Source organism: Tessaracoccus sp. ZS01, assembly GCF_022342445.1.
GTDB lineage: Bacteria > Actinomycetota > Actinomycetes > Propionibacteriales > Propionibacteriaceae > Arachnia.
Genome location: NZ_PQFE01000001.1, coordinates 697,443 through 713,881, shown reverse-complemented (window position 1 = coordinate 713,881; position 16,439 = coordinate 697,443). Strand labels below are relative to the sequence as shown.

The 16,439-nt window shown below is 70.0% G+C and carries 18 protein-coding genes and 1 pseudogene; 16 read left to right on the top strand and 3 right to left on the bottom strand.

Features of this window, described 5'->3' with window-relative positions:
- Positions 1-107: 107 nt before the first annotated feature.
- The 10 genes from rplU (at position 108) to C3E87_RS03400 (ending at position 7,113) form a co-directional block, all read left to right on the top strand.
- On the top strand, positions 108-416 hold the full coding sequence (gene rplU / locus C3E87_RS03445; protein WP_076059234.1) for a 50S ribosomal protein L21: 309 nt from the start codon (positions 108-110) through the stop codon (positions 414-416).
- Positions 417-427: 11 nt separating this feature from the next.
- Positions 428-679 (top strand): 50S ribosomal protein L27, encoded by a 252-nt coding sequence (gene rpmA / locus C3E87_RS03440; RefSeq protein ID WP_076059232.1) that lies wholly within the window; start codon positions 428-430, stop codon positions 677-679.
- A gap of 91 nt (positions 680-770) precedes the next feature.
- Entirely contained in the window at positions 771-2,270 is a 1,500-nt protein-coding gene (gene obgE / locus C3E87_RS03435) for a GTPase ObgE (RefSeq protein WP_076059229.1), read from the top strand.
- Positions 2,260-3,360, top strand: a complete 1,101-nt coding sequence (gene proB / locus C3E87_RS03430) for a glutamate 5-kinase (RefSeq protein WP_076059227.1) — start codon at positions 2,260-2,262, stop codon at positions 3,358-3,360. Before obgE ends, proB begins: the two co-directional genes overlap by 11 nt.
- A 59-nt stretch (positions 3,361-3,419) precedes the next feature.
- A complete protein-coding gene (locus C3E87_RS03425) occupies positions 3,420-4,028 on the top strand; it encodes a SemiSWEET family sugar transporter (RefSeq protein ID WP_076059224.1) in 609 nt (202 codons plus the stop codon).
- Positions 4,029-4,057: 29 nt separating this feature from the next.
- Positions 4,058-5,299, top strand: a complete 1,242-nt coding sequence (locus tag C3E87_RS03420; protein ID WP_076059222.1) for a glutamate-5-semialdehyde dehydrogenase — start codon at positions 4,058-4,060, stop codon at positions 5,297-5,299.
- 45 nt (positions 5,300-5,344) lie between these two features.
- The gene (locus C3E87_RS03415; protein ID WP_158069036.1) at positions 5,345-5,482 is read left to right on the top strand and encodes a hypothetical protein; all 138 of its coding nucleotides are present in this window, start codon (positions 5,345-5,347) and stop codon (positions 5,480-5,482) included.
- A complete protein-coding gene (gene nadD, locus C3E87_RS03410) occupies positions 5,479-6,147 on the top strand; it encodes a nicotinate-nucleotide adenylyltransferase (RefSeq protein WP_076059220.1) in 669 nt (222 codons plus the stop codon). The genes C3E87_RS03415 and nadD overlap by 4 nt, the downstream gene beginning before the upstream one ends.
- Entirely contained in the window at positions 6,134-6,520 is a 387-nt protein-coding gene (rsfS, locus tag C3E87_RS03405; RefSeq protein WP_076059217.1) for a ribosome silencing factor, read from the top strand. The genes nadD and rsfS overlap by 14 nt, the downstream gene beginning before the upstream one ends.
- The gene (locus C3E87_RS03400; RefSeq protein ID WP_083665357.1) at positions 6,517-7,113 is read left to right on the top strand and encodes a histidine phosphatase family protein; all 597 of its coding nucleotides are present in this window, start codon (positions 6,517-6,519) and stop codon (positions 7,111-7,113) included. Before rsfS ends, C3E87_RS03400 begins: the two co-directional genes overlap by 4 nt.
- Positions 7,114-7,167: 54 nt before the next feature.
- Here the strand turns inward: C3E87_RS03400 and hemQ are convergent, their stop codons facing one another.
- From hemQ to C3E87_RS03385, 3 genes are read right to left on the bottom strand one after another with little or no spacing between them, the layout of a single operon-like run.
- Complete coding sequence (gene hemQ / locus C3E87_RS03395; RefSeq protein ID WP_083665356.1) at positions 7,168-7,881, bottom strand: hydrogen peroxide-dependent heme synthase; 714 nt, start codon at positions 7,879-7,881, stop codon at positions 7,168-7,170.
- A gap of 14 nt (positions 7,882-7,895) precedes the next feature.
- Entirely contained in the window at positions 7,896-8,936 is a 1,041-nt protein-coding gene (locus C3E87_RS03390) for a ferrochelatase (protein ID WP_076059214.1), read from the bottom strand.
- Positions 8,933-10,219 carry a glutamyl-tRNA reductase gene (locus C3E87_RS03385; protein WP_076059211.1) on the bottom strand — a complete coding sequence of 429 codons (1,287 nt, stop codon included), beginning with the start codon at positions 10,217-10,219 and terminating at the stop codon, positions 8,933-8,935. The genes C3E87_RS03390 and C3E87_RS03385 overlap by 4 nt, the downstream gene beginning before the upstream one ends.
- Positions 10,220-10,258: 39 nt before the next feature.
- Between C3E87_RS03385 and hemE the strand changes: the two genes are divergently transcribed.
- The 6 genes and pseudogenes from hemE to hemL all read left to right on the top strand — a co-directional run bounded on the left by hemE (position 10,259) and on the right by hemL (position 16,419).
- Entirely contained in the window at positions 10,259-11,266 is a 1,008-nt protein-coding gene (gene hemE / locus C3E87_RS03380; protein WP_076059208.1) for a uroporphyrinogen decarboxylase, read from the top strand.
- On the top strand, positions 11,263-12,552 hold the full coding sequence (locus C3E87_RS03375; RefSeq protein ID WP_076059205.1) for an NAD(P)/FAD-dependent oxidoreductase: 1,290 nt from the start codon (positions 11,263-11,265) through the stop codon (positions 12,550-12,552). Before hemE ends, C3E87_RS03375 begins: the two co-directional genes overlap by 4 nt.
- Positions 12,549-13,433 (top strand): annotated as a pseudogene (gene hemC / locus C3E87_RS14825) (hydroxymethylbilane synthase); the annotation flags it as partial. The gene C3E87_RS03375 and the pseudogene hemC, both read left to right, overlap by 4 nt.
- A gap of 45 nt (positions 13,434-13,478) precedes the next feature.
- Positions 13,479-14,186: a uroporphyrinogen-III synthase gene (locus C3E87_RS14820; protein WP_369819254.1), complete on the top strand. Its 708-nt coding sequence runs from the start codon at positions 13,479-13,481 to the stop codon at positions 14,184-14,186.
- Between the two features lie 38 nt (positions 14,187-14,224).
- Positions 14,225-15,148 (top strand): porphobilinogen synthase, encoded by a 924-nt coding sequence (hemB, locus tag C3E87_RS03365; RefSeq protein WP_369819253.1) that lies wholly within the window; start codon positions 14,225-14,227, stop codon positions 15,146-15,148.
- Complete coding sequence (hemL, locus tag C3E87_RS03360; RefSeq protein ID WP_076059198.1) at positions 15,136-16,419, top strand: glutamate-1-semialdehyde 2,1-aminomutase; 1,284 nt, start codon at positions 15,136-15,138, stop codon at positions 16,417-16,419. The genes hemB and hemL overlap by 13 nt, the downstream gene beginning before the upstream one ends.
- Positions 16,420-16,439 lie beyond the last annotated feature (20 nt).

Here is a 16,439-nt window from a genome sequence, read left to right as displayed (position 1 = left end):
CGGATCGGATGGACCGCGTAGAGTGGTCCATCGGTGCTTTGCCCCCTGGTTCATTCCGGGTTGGGCACCCGAGAAACTCATTTGAAATCCAAGAAGGTAGGTCAGTCGTGTACGCGATCGTGCGCAACGGTGGACGTCAGCACAAGGTTGCTGTTGGCGACGTCCTGGACATCGACCTGGTGTCCGAAGAGGTCGGCGGTACCGTCACCCTGCAGCCGCTGCTGCTGGTTGACGGCGACAAGATCACCTCTGACGCCAAGAAGCTCGGCAAGGTGTCCGTCACCGCCGAGGTTCTCGGTATGACCAAGGGTCCGAAGATCCGGATCATGAAGTACAAGAACAAGACCGGTTACAAGAAGCGCCAGGGGCACCGTCAGCGGTACACCCAGGTCAAAGTCACCGATATCAAGGCCTGAGGAGACTAGAGATGGCACATAAGAAGGGCGCGTCCTCGACGCACAACGGCCGCGACTCGAACGCTCAGCGTCTCGGCGTGAAGCGCTACGGCGGTCAGCTCGTCGGAGCCGGCGAGATCATCGTCCGCCAGCGCGGCACCCACTTCCACCCGGGCGACGGCGTCGGCCGCGGTGGCGACGACACCCTGTTCGCCCTTGTCGAGGGCCAGGTGGAGTTCGGTGTGAAGCGCGGTCGCCGCGTCGTCAACATCGTCACCGTCTGATCAGGTAAAACACTTCGAGAACGGCCCTCCGGGGCCGTTCTTGCTATTTTCGGAAGAACCGGTATTCAGTTCCGGCAGATTGGAGCCCATCGTGGCTATTCCCTCATTCGTCGACCGCGTCAAGTTCACCGTGCAGGCCGGCAACGGCGGACACGGTTGCGCCTCTGTGCACCGTGAGAAGTTCAAGCCCCTCGGTGGCCCCGACGGTGGCAACGGCGGCGATGGCGGCTCTGTCATCTTCCGGGTGGACGACTCCATGTCGACGCTGGTGGACTACCACCGGCAGTCGCTGCGCAAGGCGAACAACGGTGAGCCGGGCAGGGGGGACAACCAGCACGGCGCGAAGGCCGGCGACATCATTCTCGACGTGCCCAGCGGGACCATCGTCACCGACGCGGAGACCGGCGAGGTCCTCGCAGACCTGACGGAGCCCGGTGCCGAGTTCGTCGTCGCCCAGGGCGGCAGGGGAGGGCTCGGCAACGCCGCGCTCGCCACCGCCACGCGCAAGGCGCCCGGCTTCGCGCTGCTGGGCGAGGAGGGCGAAGACCGCCAGGTCCAGCTCGAGCTCAAGGTGGTGGCCGACGTCGGCCTGGTCGGGTTCCCCTCGGCCGGCAAGTCGTCGCTGATCGCCGCCATCTCGCGCGCGCGGCCCAAGATCGCCGACTACCCGTTCACGACCCTGGTGCCCAACCTCGGCGTCGTCGTGGCCGGCGACGTGACCTACACCGTCGCCGACGTGCCCGGCCTTATCGAAGGCGCCTCTGAGGGCCGGGGCCTCGGCTTCGACTTCCTGCGCCACATCGAGCGGTGCCAGGCCATCGTCCACGTCATCGACCTGGGCACCTATGAGCCGGGCCGCGACCCGATCTCCGACCTTGAGGTCATCGAGGGCGAGCTCGCCGCCCACGGCGGGCTCGAGGACCGCGTGCGGCTCATCGCGCTGAACAAGATGGACCTCCCGGACGCCCCGGATCTGGCGGAGATCTCCCGCCCGGAGCTCGAGAAGCTCGGCATGCCCATCTTCGAGATCTCCACCAAGACGGGCGAGGGCCTCAACGAACTGAAGTACCGCATGGCGGAGATCGTCGCGGCACGCCGGGCCTCGCTGCCGGAGGCCGCCGCGCCGAAGACGGTTCTGCGTCCCGAGCCGGTGGCGCGCAAGCGTGGCTCCATCGAGGAGTTCACCATCGCCAAGAAGGGCGACGGCGAGGGCGGCTTCGTCTGGCGCGTGCGCGGCGAGAAGCCCGAGCGCTGGATCCGACAGACGGACTTCAACAATGCGGAAGCGGTGGGCTACCTCGCCGACAGGCTCAACCGCATCGGCGTGGAGAACAAGCTGCTGGAGATGGGCGCCGAGGCCGGCGACGCCGTGGCGATCGGCAGCGGCGACAACCCCGTCGTGTTCGACTTCGCGCCGCAGATCGACATCGGCGCGGAGAACCTCGGCCGTCGTGGCGAGGACATCCGCCTGGATTCGGAACGGCCCTCGGTCATGAAGCGTCGGCGTCTCGATGCGGAGTACCATGCCGCGAAGGCGAGCGTGGATTACGCCGTCACCGGCATGGACCCCGAGGGCGAGGATGACGAGTAGGACAGCGGTCTCCCAGGCGAAACGTGTTGTCGTCAAGGTCGGGTCGTCATCACTGACCCTGCCTGACGGCCATCTCGACCACCGCCGCATCGCGCGGCTCGCGGACTCGCTCTCCGCACTGCACCACCGGGGCGTCCGGGTGGTTCTGGTCACCTCCGGGGCCATCGCGGCCGCCCTCGCGCCCCTGGGGCTGCGCCGCCGGCCGCGGGATCTCGAAACCCAGCAGGCTGCCGCCGCCGTCGGGATGGGGCTGCTCATCCGGCACTATTCCGATGCGTTCGCGGAGCACGGCGTCAACGTGGCGCAGCTGCTGCTGACGGTCGAGGACGTGCTGCGCCCCAAGACCTACCGCAACGCGCTCAACACCATCTCGCGGCTCTTCCGCCTCGACGTGGTGCCGATCATCAACGAAAACGACACCGTCGCCACCCACGAGATCCGCTTCGGCGACAACGACAGGCTCGCCGCCCTCGTCGCCCACCTCGTGCGCGCCGACGCGTTGGTCCTGCTGAGTGACGTCGACGGCCTGTACACCGCGCACCCGGACACTCCCGGGGCGGAGAAGATCACGGTGGTCGAGGACATCGCGGAGTTGAAGGTGGACACCTCCCGACTCGGCTCGCGGGTGGGCACCGGCGGCATGCAGACGAAGCTCCAAGCGGCGGACATCGCGACGCAGGCCGGGGTCAGCGTCGTGCTGGGCCACGCCGACGACCTGGAGGAGGCGCTCGCCGGCGCCGAGGTGGGCACCTACTTCCCGGCCCGCAGGAAGCGCCGTCCGCGCCGACTGCTGTGGCTGGCGTTCGCCGCGGAGCCCAGGGGCTGGCTGCACATCGACGCCGGGGCCAGGCGGGCACTGCTCGCCTCGAAGGCGTCGCTCCTGCCCGCGGGCATCCGTGAGGTGAAGGGCACGTTCGCAGAAGGCGAGCCGGTGGAGATCATCGGCCCGGACAACGAGCCGCTCGGCAGAGGTTTTGCCGGCTATTCGAGCGCGCAGTTGCAGGCCGAGGCCGGGCACTCCAGCACCGAGGCCGGGCACACCCGGCAGCGCCCCGCGGTCCACCGCGACGTGATGATTCTGAACGACTGAACCCCTGGGCCCGTCAGGCCGATTGGTCTAGTCCGGCGGCGCGACTTAAGCTGGCAGACGTGATTGAGGTCTTCGGCTGGTTCGCAGCTGCATTGGGCGTGTCGTCCAGCATCCCGCAACTGGTCCGCATCCTCAGGTCGGGCACGAGCGCCGGCGTCTCGTTGACGCTGTGGCAGCTGGTCACCGGTAGCACCGCCGCCTGGGCCGTCCACGGCTTCCTCTCACAGTCGCCGCAGATGCAGGTGCCGAACGTGCTCCTCACCGTGGCTTCGCTGGCCATCGTGGTCTTCGTGCTGCGCGACCGCGGCGAGCCCGTCGCCCGCCACCTCGTGCTCCCCGTCGTCGCAGCCCTGGCCCTCTCCGGCCTGAACCTGTGGCTGGGGCCCGTCTTCTTCGGCTTCGCCGTCCTGGTGCCGCAACTGGTGGGTCAGTTCGCGCAGTTGCGCGAACTGCTCACCGCACCCCATGTCGAGGGCGTCTCCGGCAGCTACCTCGTCCTGATGCTGCTCGTGCAGGCCATGTGGTTCGGCTTCGGGATGTTCAAGCCGGACTGGGCGCTGATCATCTGCGCCGGGGCCATGACGCTTTCCTGCGTCGCGAACCTGGCCGTCTACCTGGTGCGGCGGGCGCGCGCAGGCCGCACCGCGGACGTGGTCGCCGCCTCCTGACCCCGGAGGGCTGGCCTAGACTCTCGGGCATGGACTTTCGTGATCAGGCCATCGCTGCCCGCCAGGCGTCCGTCGAGCTCGCCACGCTGAACCGCGCCCAGAAGGACAAGGCCCTCCAGGCCATGGCTGACGCGCTGGCGGCCGCTGAGCAGGACCTGCTCGAGGCCAACGAGGTCGACGTCGCCAACGCCCGCAGCACCGGCACCGAGGAGTCCATCGTCGACCGGCTGAAGCTGACCCCCGCGCGCATCGACGGCATGGTGCAGGGCCTCCGAGACCTCGCGGCACTGCCGGACCCCGTCGGCGACGTGGTCCGCGGCTGGAAGCTCCCCAACGGCGTCTCCGTCCGCCAGGTGCGGGTCCCCTTCGGGGTGGTGGGCATCATCTACGAGGCGCGGCCCAACGTCACTGCCGACGCTGCGGGCATCTGCCTGAAGTCCGGCAACGCCGCCCTGCTGCGCGGCTCGTCGTCGGCCCTCAACACCAACCGCGTCACCATCGCCGCGCTGCGCAAGGGCCTCACCGACGCCGGGGTCACTGCGGATGCGGTGCATCTGATCGAGGGGGGCCGCGAGGTCACCGGTGAGCTGATGCGGGCCCGCGGCCTGGTGGACGTGCTCATCCCGCGCGGCGGCGCCGGCCTGATTCAGGCCGTGGTGGACGGCTCCACGGTGCCCGTGATCGAGACCGGCACCGGCAACTGCCACATTTTCGTCGACGCTGACGCCGATATCGACCAGGCGATCAGCATCCTCTTGAACGCCAAGACCCAACGGCCCAGTGTGTGCAACGCCGCCGAGACGCTGCTCGTGCACCGCGACATCGCGGACGCGTTCCTGCCCCGCGCGCTGGAGGCCCTCTCCGGCGCCAGCGTGACCGTGCACGGAGACGACGCCACCCGCGCCTACTCCGACGCCGTGGTGCCTGCCGCCGCTGACGAGTACGACGCCGAGTACCTCACGCTGGACCTGGCGACGAAGGTGGTGGACTCCCTCGACGAGGCCCTGGCCCACATCCGGGCCCACACCACCGGCCACTCCGAGACCATCGTGACCCGTTCCCGCGCCTCCGCGGACCGCTTCGCCGCAGAGGTCGACGCAGCGGCCGTCCTGGTCAACGCGTCCAGCCGGTTCGTCGACGGCGGGGAGTTCGGCTTCGGTGCCGAGATCGGCATCTCCACCCAGAAACTGCACGCCCGCGGCCCCATGGGCCTGCCCGAGATGACCAGCTCCAAGTACGTCATCGAAGGCGCCGGCCAGGTCCGCGCCTGAGCAAACCCCCCTGACCACCACCACTGATTGCTAGGATCCCCTGCCATGAACCTTCTTCTGGAGACTGCCACCGAAGCCCCACTCGTGCCGAGTTGGGTCATGGGCGCAATCGTGCTCGTGATCCTCCTGGGCGTGGTCGTCTGGCTCATCGGCTTCGGATCCGGTCGGCCCAACAGCCGGTGACGTCGACCGAACTGGGGGAGGCGCGGCTGCAGCGCCCGGGCCGCTGGCGCCTGGGCGTCATGGGTGGCACCTTCGACCCCATCCACCACGGTCACCTCGTGGCCGCCTCGGAAGTGGCCGCCCAGTTCGGCCTCGACGAGGTCGTATTCGTGCCGACGGGTGTGCCCTGGCAGAAACGGCACCGTCGGGTCTCGCTGGCCGAGGACCGCTACCTGATGACGGTCATCGCGACGGCCTCGAACCCCCGCTTCTCCGTCTCGCGCGTCGACATCGACCGCGAAGGCGACACCTACACCGTCGACACGCTCCGCGACCTCCGGGCTGAGCGTGGCGACAACACGGACCTGTTCTTCATCACCGGTGCAGACGCGTTGCGCCAGATCCTGACGTGGCGCGGCGCCGAGCAACTCTTCGACCTGGCCCACTTCGTCGGGGTGACCCGGCCCGGCGTCCCCATGACGAAGGACGACCTGAGCCACCTCCCGGAGAGTGCGGTCACGCTCCTCGAGGTCCCCGCGCTGGCCATCTCGTCCACAGACTGCCGCGACCGCGTCCGGGGCCACCAGCCCATCTGGTACCTCGTCCCGGACGGTATCGTGCAGTACATCGCCAAGCGGGGGCTGTACCCGGCCCCCATGACAGGAGTTCCTGATGACCATTGCTGACGACGTGCTCGAGCCCGTCCGGATCGCCGCCCAGGCCGCGGCCGACAAGAAGGGCCACAGCATCGTCGCCTTCGACGTGTCGGAGCAGCTGTCCATCACGGACGTGTTCCTCATCGCCTCGGCAGGCAACGAGCGCCAGGTGGGCGCCATCGTCGACGGCGTGGAGGAGGCCCTGCTCAAGGTGGGCCGCAAGCCTGTGCGCCGCGAGGGTGACCGCGAGAACCGCTGGGTGCTGCTCGACTACATCGACTTCGTCGTGCACGCCCAACACACCGAGGAGCGGCTGCTGTACAACCTGGAGCGGCTCTGGAAGGACTGCCCCCAGATCCCGCTCGACATCCACCTGCCTGAGGAGACAGACGAGGAGCTGTGAGGATCGCTCACGCCACCCGTCTGGTGCTGCTCCGGCACGGTGAGACGGACCACAACGCCCAGGGCCGGTTCCAGGGCCATGCGGACATCCCCGTCAACGACAAGGGTCGACGGCAGGCCGAGGCCGCCCGGGACCGTCTGGCGCCTTTCCACTTCGATGCTGTGTACACCTCGCCGCTCGTGCGTGCGGCGGAGACGGCCCGCATCGTGCGGCCCGAGGCTGAGCTCGTCGTCGACCCACGGTTGATGGAGATCAACGTGGGCTCGTGGGCAGGCCTCACCTGGGCCGAGGTACACGCGCTGATGCCGGATTATGAGGCCAAGTACGCCGACGGCGTCGACTTCCGGCGCTCGCCCGAGGGTGAGACGCTCGCAGAGGTGGTGGAGCGCGGCAGACCGGCGCTGCTGGAGATCGCGGAGCGACACGACGGCGGCACCGTGCTGATCGTCTCCCACGGGCTGTTCCTCAACCGCGTGCTGCACTCGCTGCTGGGCCTCGAGGGACGGGTGCTCGGCAGCCTCACCAACGCGCACCACTCCGAAGTGGGCCACGCGCACGGCGCCTGGCGCCTGCTGGCCCACAACGTCGGCTGACCGAACAGCAGAGCACCCACGCCCGAGTGGGCGTGGGTGCTCTGCAGTTGCGGGTCAGACGCGCGGTTGGCGCTCGATCCACTGGGCCAACTCGACGCGCGGCCCGGTGAAGAACGGGGTCTCCTCCCGCACGTGGAGGCGGGCCTCGACGCCGCGCTGGTGGCGCATCGCGTCGGTGAGCCGGTGCAGTTCGTCCGCCTCGAAGGCGAGGATCCACTCGTAGTCGCCCAGCGCGAAGGCCGACAACGTCGAGGCGACGACGTCGGGGTATTCACGGCCGGCGATGCCGTGCTCCATGAGCATCTTGGAGCGGTGCTCTTCGTCGAGGTAGTACCAGTCGAAGCTGCGCACGAAGGGGTAGACGGTCAGCCAGGGGCGCGGGGCGAAGCCGGCGAAGCAGCTGGGCACGTGGGCGCGGTTGAACTCGGACGGGCGGTGCACCGCCACCACGGACCACACGGGGGAGAGGTAGTCGCCCAGCGCGCTGCGGCGCAGCGCGTGGTAGGCGGCCTGCAGCTTCTGGGGGTCCTCGGAGAGGGTCCAGACCATCAGGTCGGCGTCGGCGCGGAAGCCGGCGACGTCGTAGAACCCGCGCACGGTGACGCCCAGGTCTGCCATCTTCTGCTCGACCGACGTGAGGTCCACATCGAGAGGCAGGGGAGCGGCCAGCTCGAACACCGAATACATGGCGTAGAGCGACTGCTGGTTGATGGCCTCGAGGTCGACATCGGTCTGGTCGCGTTCGTCGCGACCGGGGTGCTTGCTCATCTCAGGTGCCTTCCTCAGGTGGTTGCTGGACGGGGCAGGCAGCACCGTCCCGTCGAGAACTGACAGATGGTGGTGTCTTCCGCTTCGCCCCTGGCCACAGCCGCGCGGAGCAGCAACTTGTCCACGAGCATCGCGACGAAACCCTCATCGGTGCCGACGGTGGCGGCCCTCTCGTAGGGGAGGCCGAGGCGCTCGGCGGTCTGCTTGGCCTCGGTGTCGAGGTCGTAGGCCACCTCCATGTGGTCCTTGATGAAGCCGAACGGCACCGCGACGACGCCGGCCACGCCCTCTTCCGCGACCTCTTCGAGCCGGTCGTTGATGTCGGGCTCCAGCCACGGGATGTGCGGGGCGCCGGAGCGCGAGCAGTAGGTGAGCTCCCAGGTGAGGGTCTCGCCGAGCGACTCGGACGCCTCGCGGGCCACGGCCTCGGCGACCCTCAGGTGCTGGGCGTCATAGCGGCTCTCGGGCTCGCCGGTGGCGGAGGCCTGGTTCATCGTGAGCGGGATGGAGTGGGTCACGAACAGCACCCGCAACTCGCCGTCGCCGATGCGGGCCCGCATGGTGCGCACCCCGTCGACGACCGCGCGGGCGTTGGCGGAGACGAACTCGGGGGTCTCAGCGAACGGGTCGATCTTGTCGATCTGGATGTCCTTGCCGTCGCGGGCGCCCAGGAGGTCCTCGCAGTACTGGCGGCAGCTGGAGTAGGAGCGGTACGCGGAGGTGGCCAGCGCGAGGACGCGGGTGTGGCCGTCGCCGATCAGCTCGTCGACGGTGTCGCCGAGGTAGGGCGTCCAGTTACGGTTGCCGATGACGACGGGCACCTCGACGCCACGGCGGGCCAGTTCGGCGCGCACCGCCTCCATGAGGGCGGCGTTGAGCTCGTTGATCGGGGACTTCCCGCCGAACAGCATGTAGTGCTCGGAGACCTCCAGGAGGCGTTCATCCGGGATGTTCTTGCCGGCGGTCGCGTTGCGCATGAACGGCAGCACGTCGTCAGGTTTGTTCGGTCCTCCGTAGGAAGCGAACAGCACTGCGCTGTAGGGCTCGAGGGTCACATGGCCTCCCTGTCGAGGGTTGAATCCAGATCAGTCACGCTCAGGCTGGTCGCCGGGCAGGAATCTGTCTCCAGGGCGTCGGCGTCGATACCGGGGGTTTCCCCGATGCCGTAGAGCTCCGCCATGGCGTTGAGGTATTCATCCGTGCGGCCGCGTTGGGCGGCCAGCTTGGCACGGGTGGAGGGGATGTGGAGCAGGCGGGTGGCCAGCCGGCGCAGCGCGAGCGCCGCGTCGTCGTGCGACAACGGGCGGTTGGGCAGGCGGGTGACCTCGTCGTCCACGAGGCCCATGACGGCCTCGCGCAGGCCCACCACGGCGGGGTCGACGACGCGGGCGCGGAGCTTGGTGCGCGCCTCGGCGAGGCCTTCGTTGACGATCGACTGGGCGCGGCGGGTGTCCTCCGCGATGCCGGAGCCGACGGACTGCTGGATGGTGGCCAGGTCCACGACGTGCACGCCGGGCAGCGTGGCGACGGCGGGATGGACGTCGCGGTTGAGTGACAGGTCCAGGAACCGTGCGGGGCCGGTGACGTCCGCGGGGGTGACGACGTGACCGCCGCGGCCCCGGCACGTCACCACGACGTCTGCGGAGGGCAGGGCGTCGGGCAGCGATTCGATGTGGCCGATGCCGTGGCTCTCGGCGAAGTGGGCCCCGCGGCCGCTGGCGGAGTGGACCATGAGGTTGGTGACGCCGCGGGTGCGTGCAGCAGCGACCACGGCGCCCGCGTAGGAACCGGTGCCCACCACCAGCACCCGGGCGGAGTGCCAGTCGGCGACATCGACGAGGTCAAGGCCGGCGCTCACGACGGAGCGCCCGGCACCCTCGAGGCTGGTTTCGCGAGCGACGCGGCGGGAGGTCTTCAGCGCCTCCTCGACGGCGATGTTGAGCGGCAGCGACGTGTGGCCGAGGTCCTGGGCATCCATGAGAGCGCGGCGCAGCTGGCCTGCGATCTCGCGCTCGCCCACCACCATGGAGTCGAGCCCCGCGGCGACGCGGAAGACGTGCCCGAGGGCCGCCTCACCCAGGTACAGGTCCCAGGCCGGAGGGGTGGAGAAGTGGTCGTTCAGAGCGGCTCGCAGCTGCCCCGGCGTGGCCTCGCCGTTGGTGTCGAGGATGATCTCGACGCGGTTGCAGGTGCTGAGCACCACGGCGCCGGTCACTTCCGGCACGTTGCGGAGCCGGTCGACCATCCCCTCGATGTCGGCGGCTATCCGCTCGACCTCGGACAGGCCCTGCCGGTTGTGCTGAATGGAGAAGACACGCAATGTCACAGTGAGCCTCATTCAACCACCTTTGCCCGATAGGGCAGAATCGAACTCACCATGAGTTCACTGCTTTCAGCCCTCATCGGGCAGCGTCCCGAGAAGCTCCCCGTCTGGTTCATGCGCCAGGCCGGCCGCTCCCTCCCCGAATACAAGGCCGCCCGCGTGGGCACCACCATCCTCGAGGCCTGCCTGAAACCCGAGTTGGCGGCGGAGATCACGCTGCAGCCGGTGCGCCGCCACAAGGTGGACGCGGCCATCTTCTTCTCCGACATCATGACGCCCCTCGTGCTGGCAGGGGTCGATGTCGACATCGAGCCGGGCATCGGGCCCGTGATCGAGAACCCCATCCGCACCGCCGCAGACGTCGACAGGGTCGTCGGCCACCGGATCGAGGACGCCTCGGCCATCTCGGAGGCCGTGCGGCTGGTCGTCGCAGAGCTGGGTGAGGGCACTCCGCTCATCGGCTTCGCCGGCGCCCCCTTTACGCTGGCTGCGTATCTCGTGGAGGGCCGCGGTTCGCGTGACCACCTGCAGGCCCGCGCCATGATGCACGCGGATCCGGCGGCGTGGCACAGGCTGCTCGACTGGGCGGCGGAACTCTCGGGCCAGTTCCTGAACGTACAGATCGACGCCGGCGCCCGTGCCGTGCAGCTGTTCGATTCGTGGGCGGGCTCCCTCAGCCGCGCGGATTACACCGGGAAGGTGCAGCAGCACTCGGCCCAGGTGATGGCCGCGGTGGAGGGTCGCGTGCCCCGCATCCACTTCGGCGTCGGCACCCGCCACCTGCTCACCGACATGGCCGAGATCGGCGTCGAGACCCTGGGTGTCGACTACCGAACGCCCCTCGACGAGGCCGCCTGGCTCGTGCCGGGGGTCCCGCTGCAGGGCAACATCGATCCCGCGATGCTCGCCGCCGGCTGGGACGCCCTGGAGGCCCACACCCGTGATGTCGTGGAGCGCGGTCGCCAGGCACCCGCGCACGTCGTGAACCTGGGCCACGGGGTGCCGCCCACCACTGATCCCGAGGTGCTCACCGACCTGGTGGCCCTCATCCACGAACTGTGAGCGGCTCGCGCGTCGCCGTCATCGGCGGCGGTCTCGCCGGAGTGCTGTCCGCCCTCCGGCTGCAGGAGGCCGGGCACACCGTCGAACTGCGCGAGGCGGCGCCACGGCTGGGCGGCATGATCTCGCCGCTGCGGCTCGGCTCCGTCGAGGTCGACGCGGGCGCGGAGGCCTACGCCACGCGTGGTGGTGTCGTGCGGGCCCTCTGCGAGGACCTCGGTCTGGAGGTGGCGGCGCCGCAGGGCACGCCGCACATCTGGTGGCGGCGTGGCACCTTCCCCATGGCTGAGGGCGTGCTGGGGATCCCCAGTTCGCTCGACGACCCCGCGCTCGCGGTCCTCGAGCCGGCTGAGTTCGCCGTCGTCGCGGCCGAAGCGCAACTCGGGCCCGAGGTCGGAGCCACGGCCATGACGGTGGGCGACCTGGTGCGGGCCCGCCTGGGTGAGGCGGCCCTCGCCAAGCTGGTGGCCCCCGTCGCTCAGGGCGTGTACTCCTTGTCGCCGGACAAGATGCCACTGTCGGCGTTCGCCCCGACGCTGCTGGAGGCGCTCGCCACGGAGGGTTCGCTGCTCGCGGCGGTCGCGCTGGTGCGCGGCCCGGGCAGCGCCGCCGTCGAACAACCCATCGGCGGGATGTTCCGCCTCATCACCGCCATCGCGGAGCGTTTCGTCACGGCCGGTGGGAGCGTGCGCACCTCGGCCTCGGTGTCGTCGCTGCGCCGCGGGGGATCGGGCTTCCTGCTGACGCTGCATGACGGTGAGGTGCTGGACGTCGAGCGCGTCGTCATCGCCACCCCCGCCGCGCCCGCCGGAGTGCTGCTGGGCAATCTCGGGGTCGAGATCCAGGTGCCTCCTGTCCGCACCGCCCGCTCGGCGTTGCTCGCCGTGACCACGCCTGCGCTCGATGCCCATCCCGTCGGTTCGGGCGTCCTGTTGGCGGAGCGCGACGACACGCTCCACGCCCGCGCGCTGACCCACTACTCGGCCAAGTGGCCGTGGGCTGAGACCGGGCAGCACGTGCTGCGCCTCAGCTATCCCGAACACATCCTGGCCACCCGTGCGGACGCCCTCCGGGACGCCTCTCGGTTCGTGGGCGTGGAGATCCAGGAGCACGAAGTGCTCGGCTTCGCGTCGGTAGGCTGGGACTCAATGCCCACCCGCATCGACGCCTCGAACCGCGACTTCATCGTGGAGACGGCCCTCGAGGCCGGCGTCGATCTGGTCGGTGCCTGGCTGGACGGCAATGGGATCGCCGCCGTGGTGGCGGGAACGACAAGAGTGGTGAGATGAAGCTGAAGCTGGGCACCAGGGGATCAGCCCTCGCCGTGGCGCAGTCGGAATTGATCGCCGACGCGCTGCGCGACCGGGGGCACGAGGTTGAACTGGTGCGGATCCGCACCGGCGGCGACGTGGAACGCGGCTCCCTCACCCAACTCGGTGGGTTGGGGGTCTTCGCGGCGGAACTGCGTACCGCCCTGCTGGACGGGGTCTGCGACTTCGCCGTCCACTCACTGAAGGACCTGCCCACCGCGCCGGTGCCGGGCCTGAGGGTCGCCGCCATCCCGTTGCGCGCCGACGCCCGCGACGCGCTGTGCGCCCGGGACGGGCTCACGTTCGCTCAGCTGCCCACCGGGGCCTCCGTGGGAACCGGGTCGCCCCGCCGCGTCGCCCAGCTGCGCGCCCAGCGGCCGGACCTGCTCTACGTCGACATCCGCGGCAACGTGGGTACGCGGTTGGCCCGCGTCAACACAGACGACCTCGACGCCGTGGTGCTCGCCGCCGCCGGCCTCGAGCGACTGGGCATGACGCAGCACATCACCGACTACCTGACCATCCTCCCCGCCCCGGGCCAGGGTGCGTTGGCCCTGGAATGCCGGACCGACGACGAGGTGTTGGCCGCAGAGCTCGCCGCCCTCGAAGACCCTGACACCAGACTCGCCGTCGAGGCCGAGCGCGTGGTGCTGGAGAACCTCGGAGGCGGCTGCGCCGCGCCCATCGCGGCCCACGGGCACGACGGCGAACTCGAGGCCGCCGTCTTCGCGCTCGACGGCCGCAGGTCGGTGACCGCCAGGGTCACCCTGAGCGACCACGCCGGGGCCATCGCCGCCGAGGAACTGATGCAGCTCGGCGCTGAGACGGTGGCGGAGCTGACCGCCTCGCGTCCGTCGCGGCTGGCTGAACTCCATGACGACTCGTCGCTCTGGGGCGGCGAGGACGTGCTGGCCGGCCTGCGCATCTTCGTGCCGCGCGCGGACACCGGAGACCTGGTGGGCGCCCTCCGCGCCGCGGGCGCCGAAGTGGTGGCCGAGCCCGTCCAACGCCGCGTGACACTGCGCCCAGAGGGCAGCTTCACCGACGCCGACTGGGTGGCGCTGACGTCGCCCGCCACGCTGGAGGTGCTCGACGAGTTGGGGATGACCATCCCCGAGCAGGCCCGCGTGGCAGCTGTCGGTGCGGCGACGGCGCGGGCGGCGCGCGAACGCGGCATCGACGTGGACCTGGTACCGCAGGGTGCCTCCAGCGCCGCGGCCCTCGGTGAGGCCTGGCCCGCGGGCAGCGGACGGGTCGTCATCCCCGGGTCCGCGCTGTCGTCGACGGTGCTGGCAGAGGAAGTGAGACGCAAGGGCTACGCGGTGGACCAGTTCGCGGTCTACACCATGGAGCCCCTGGACGACGTGCCGGGCAAGCTGCGGGGCGAGTACGAACGGTGCCTGTTCGACGTCGTGGTGATCCTCGCGGGCTCGATGGGTCGCGCCGTGGACCAACTCCTGGGGTGGCCGCAGGGTCTGCAGGTGGTGGCATTCGGGCCGCCGTCGGCCGCGGCGCTGCGCCAGCTCGGCGTCGAAGTGGCCGCTGAAGCCCGCACCCAGGACGCCGAAGGGCTCATCCACGCCATAGCCAACCTCCCGAAGGGACATCGATGATCCAGTTCCGACCACGCCGCCTCCGCACCACGGCAGCCATGCGCCGGCTCGTACGCGAGATCGAGGTGCGTCCCTCGCAGCTCGTGCTGCCCATGTTCGTCTCGGACGTGCCCGGGCAGATCTCCTCCATGCCCGGCGTGCGTCGCCACGGCATCGACCAGATCGCGCGCGCCGCCGAGGGTGCAGTAGCCGCCGGAGTGGGCGGGCTGATGCTGTTCGGCGTGCCTGAGGACGCGGCCAAGGATGAGCAGGGCTCGCAGGGCTGGGCCGAGGACGGCATCCTGCAGCGGGGCCTGCGGGCCGTACGCGACGCCGTCGGGTCTGACACGGTCATCATGGCCGACACCTGCCTCGACGAGTTCACCACCCACGGGCACTGCGGTTTCCTGACCGCGGACGGCGCCGTCGACAACGACGCGACGCTCGCGGCCTACGTCTCGATGGCCATCGCCCAGGCCGAGGCGGGGGCCCACGTGGTGTCGCCGTCGGGGATGATGGACGCCCAGGTGGAACACATCCGGGCCGGCCTCGACGGGCAGGGGTTCCAGGACACCGCCATCCTCGCGTACGCCGCGAAGTACTCCTCGGCGTTCTACGGACCCTTCCGCGAGGCGGTCGGCTCGTCCCTGCAGGGGGACCGGCGCACCTACCAGCAGGACCCGGCCAACAGGCGCGAGGGGCTGCGTGAGGCCGAGCTGGACCTGGCCGAGGGCGCCGACATCGTGATGGTGAAGCCCGCCGGCTACTACCTCGACGTGCTCAGCGACGTGGCCGCCGCGTCGGACGTTCCCGTGGCCGCCTACCAGGTGTCCGGCGAGTACGCCATGATCGAGGCGGCCGCGGCGCAGGGTTGGATCGACCGCCGCGCCGCAGTGACGGAATCGGTGACCGCGATCGCGCGGGCCGGTGCAGATATCGTACTCACCTACTGGGCGGAGGAGTTGGCGACGTGGCTGAAGTGAACCTGTTTGCGCGGGCGAAGGAGATCATCCCGGGCGGCGTGTCGTCGCCCGTGCGGGCGTTCGGCTCAGTCGGCGGTGACCCGGTCTTCATCCGCGAGGCCCGCGGCCCGCATGTCGTCGATGTCGCCGGGCGTGAATACGTGGACCTCGTCTGCTCCTGGGGGCCTGCGCTGCTCGGCCATGCCCACCCGCAGGTGATCGAGGCCGTCAGGGAAGCGGCCGGCCGTGGCCTGTCCTTCGGCGCGCCCACACTGGCGGAGGTGGAACTGGCTGAGGCCATCCACGCGCGCGTCCCGGTGGCGGAACAGGTGCGCTTCGTCTCCACCGGCACCGAGGCCACCATGACCGCCATCAGGCTGGCGCGCGGCGCCACCGGCCGCGACGTCATCGTCAAGTTCGCCGGCTGCTACCACGGGCACTCCGACGCGCTCCTCGCCGCTGCCGGTTCCGGCGTCGCCACCCAGGGCCTGCCTGGTTCCGCCGGCGTGACGGCTGCGGCTGCAGGCGACACCATCGTGGTCGAGTACAACGACCTCGAGGCGCTCGCCAGGGTGTTCGACACGGCGGGGGAGCGCATCGCGGCCGTCATCACGGAGGCCGCCCCCGCCAACATGGGCGTGGTTCCGCCCGCTCCGGGCTTCAACGCGGGCCTCCGCGAGATCACCGCCCGCCACGGTGCGCTGCTGATCGTCGACGAGGTGCTGACCGGTTTCCGGGTGGGTCCGGGTGGCTGGCTCGGTCTCGAGGGGGGCTACGCCCCGGACATCGTGACGTTCGGCAAGGTCGTTGGTGGCGGCATGCCGCTGGCCGCGCTCGCCGGGCGCGCGGAAGTCATGCAGTTCCTGGCCCCCGTCGGTCCGGTATACCAGGCGGGCACCCTGTCCGGGAACCCGCTGGCCACTGCGGCGGGTCTCGCCACGCTGCGCCTCGCCGACGAGGCCGTCTACGCCCACGTCGACCGCCGCTCCCTGGAATTGCAGGCGGCCGTGACAGAAGCGCTCACCGCAGCCTCGGTGCCGCACACCATCCAGGCGGCCGGGAGCCTGTTCTCCGTCTTCTTCCGCGACGGTTCCGTCGCCGACTATGAAGACGCCAAGGACCAGGACACCCAGGCCTTCGCCCGCTTCTTCCACGCCATGTTGGACGCCGGGGTGGCGCTCCCGCCGTCGGCTTTCGAGGCCTGGTTCCTCTCGGCCGCCCACGACGACGCGGCCATGGCCCGCATCACGGACGCCTTGCCGCTGGCGGCGCGGGCTGCTGCTGATTCATGAGAGGCTAAGCAGCAATCACA

What these genes read in the sequence shown, in the direction of transcription:
- rpmA (WP_076059232.1), top strand. Translation starts at nt 428, where the DNA reads ATGGCACATAAGAAGGGCGCGTCCTCGACGCACAACGGCCGCGACTCG.
- proB (WP_076059227.1), top strand. Translation starts at nt 2,260, where the DNA reads ATGACGAGTAGGACAGCGGTCTCCCAGGCGAAACGTGTTGTCGTCAAG.
- C3E87_RS03420 (WP_076059222.1), top strand. Translation starts at nt 4,058, where the DNA reads ATGGACTTTCGTGATCAGGCCATCGCTGCCCGCCAGGCGTCCGTCGAG.
- C3E87_RS03415 (WP_158069036.1), top strand. Translation starts at nt 5,345, where the DNA reads ATGAACCTTCTTCTGGAGACTGCCACCGAAGCCCCACTCGTGCCGAGT.
- rsfS (WP_076059217.1), top strand. Translation starts at nt 6,134, where the DNA reads ATGACCATTGCTGACGACGTGCTCGAGCCCGTCCGGATCGCCGCCCAG.
- hemQ (WP_083665356.1), bottom strand. Translation starts at nt 7,881, where the DNA reads ATGAGCAAGCACCCCGGTCGCGACGAACGCGACCAGACCGATGTCGAC.
- C3E87_RS03385 (WP_076059211.1), bottom strand. Translation starts at nt 10,219, where the DNA reads ATGAGGCTCACTGTGACATTGCGTGTCTTCTCCATTCAGCACAACCGG.
- hemE (WP_076059208.1), top strand. Translation starts at nt 10,259, where the DNA reads ATGAGTTCACTGCTTTCAGCCCTCATCGGGCAGCGTCCCGAGAAGCTC.
- hemB (WP_369819253.1), top strand. Translation starts at nt 14,225, where the DNA reads ATGCGCCGGCTCGTACGCGAGATCGAGGTGCGTCCCTCGCAGCTCGTG.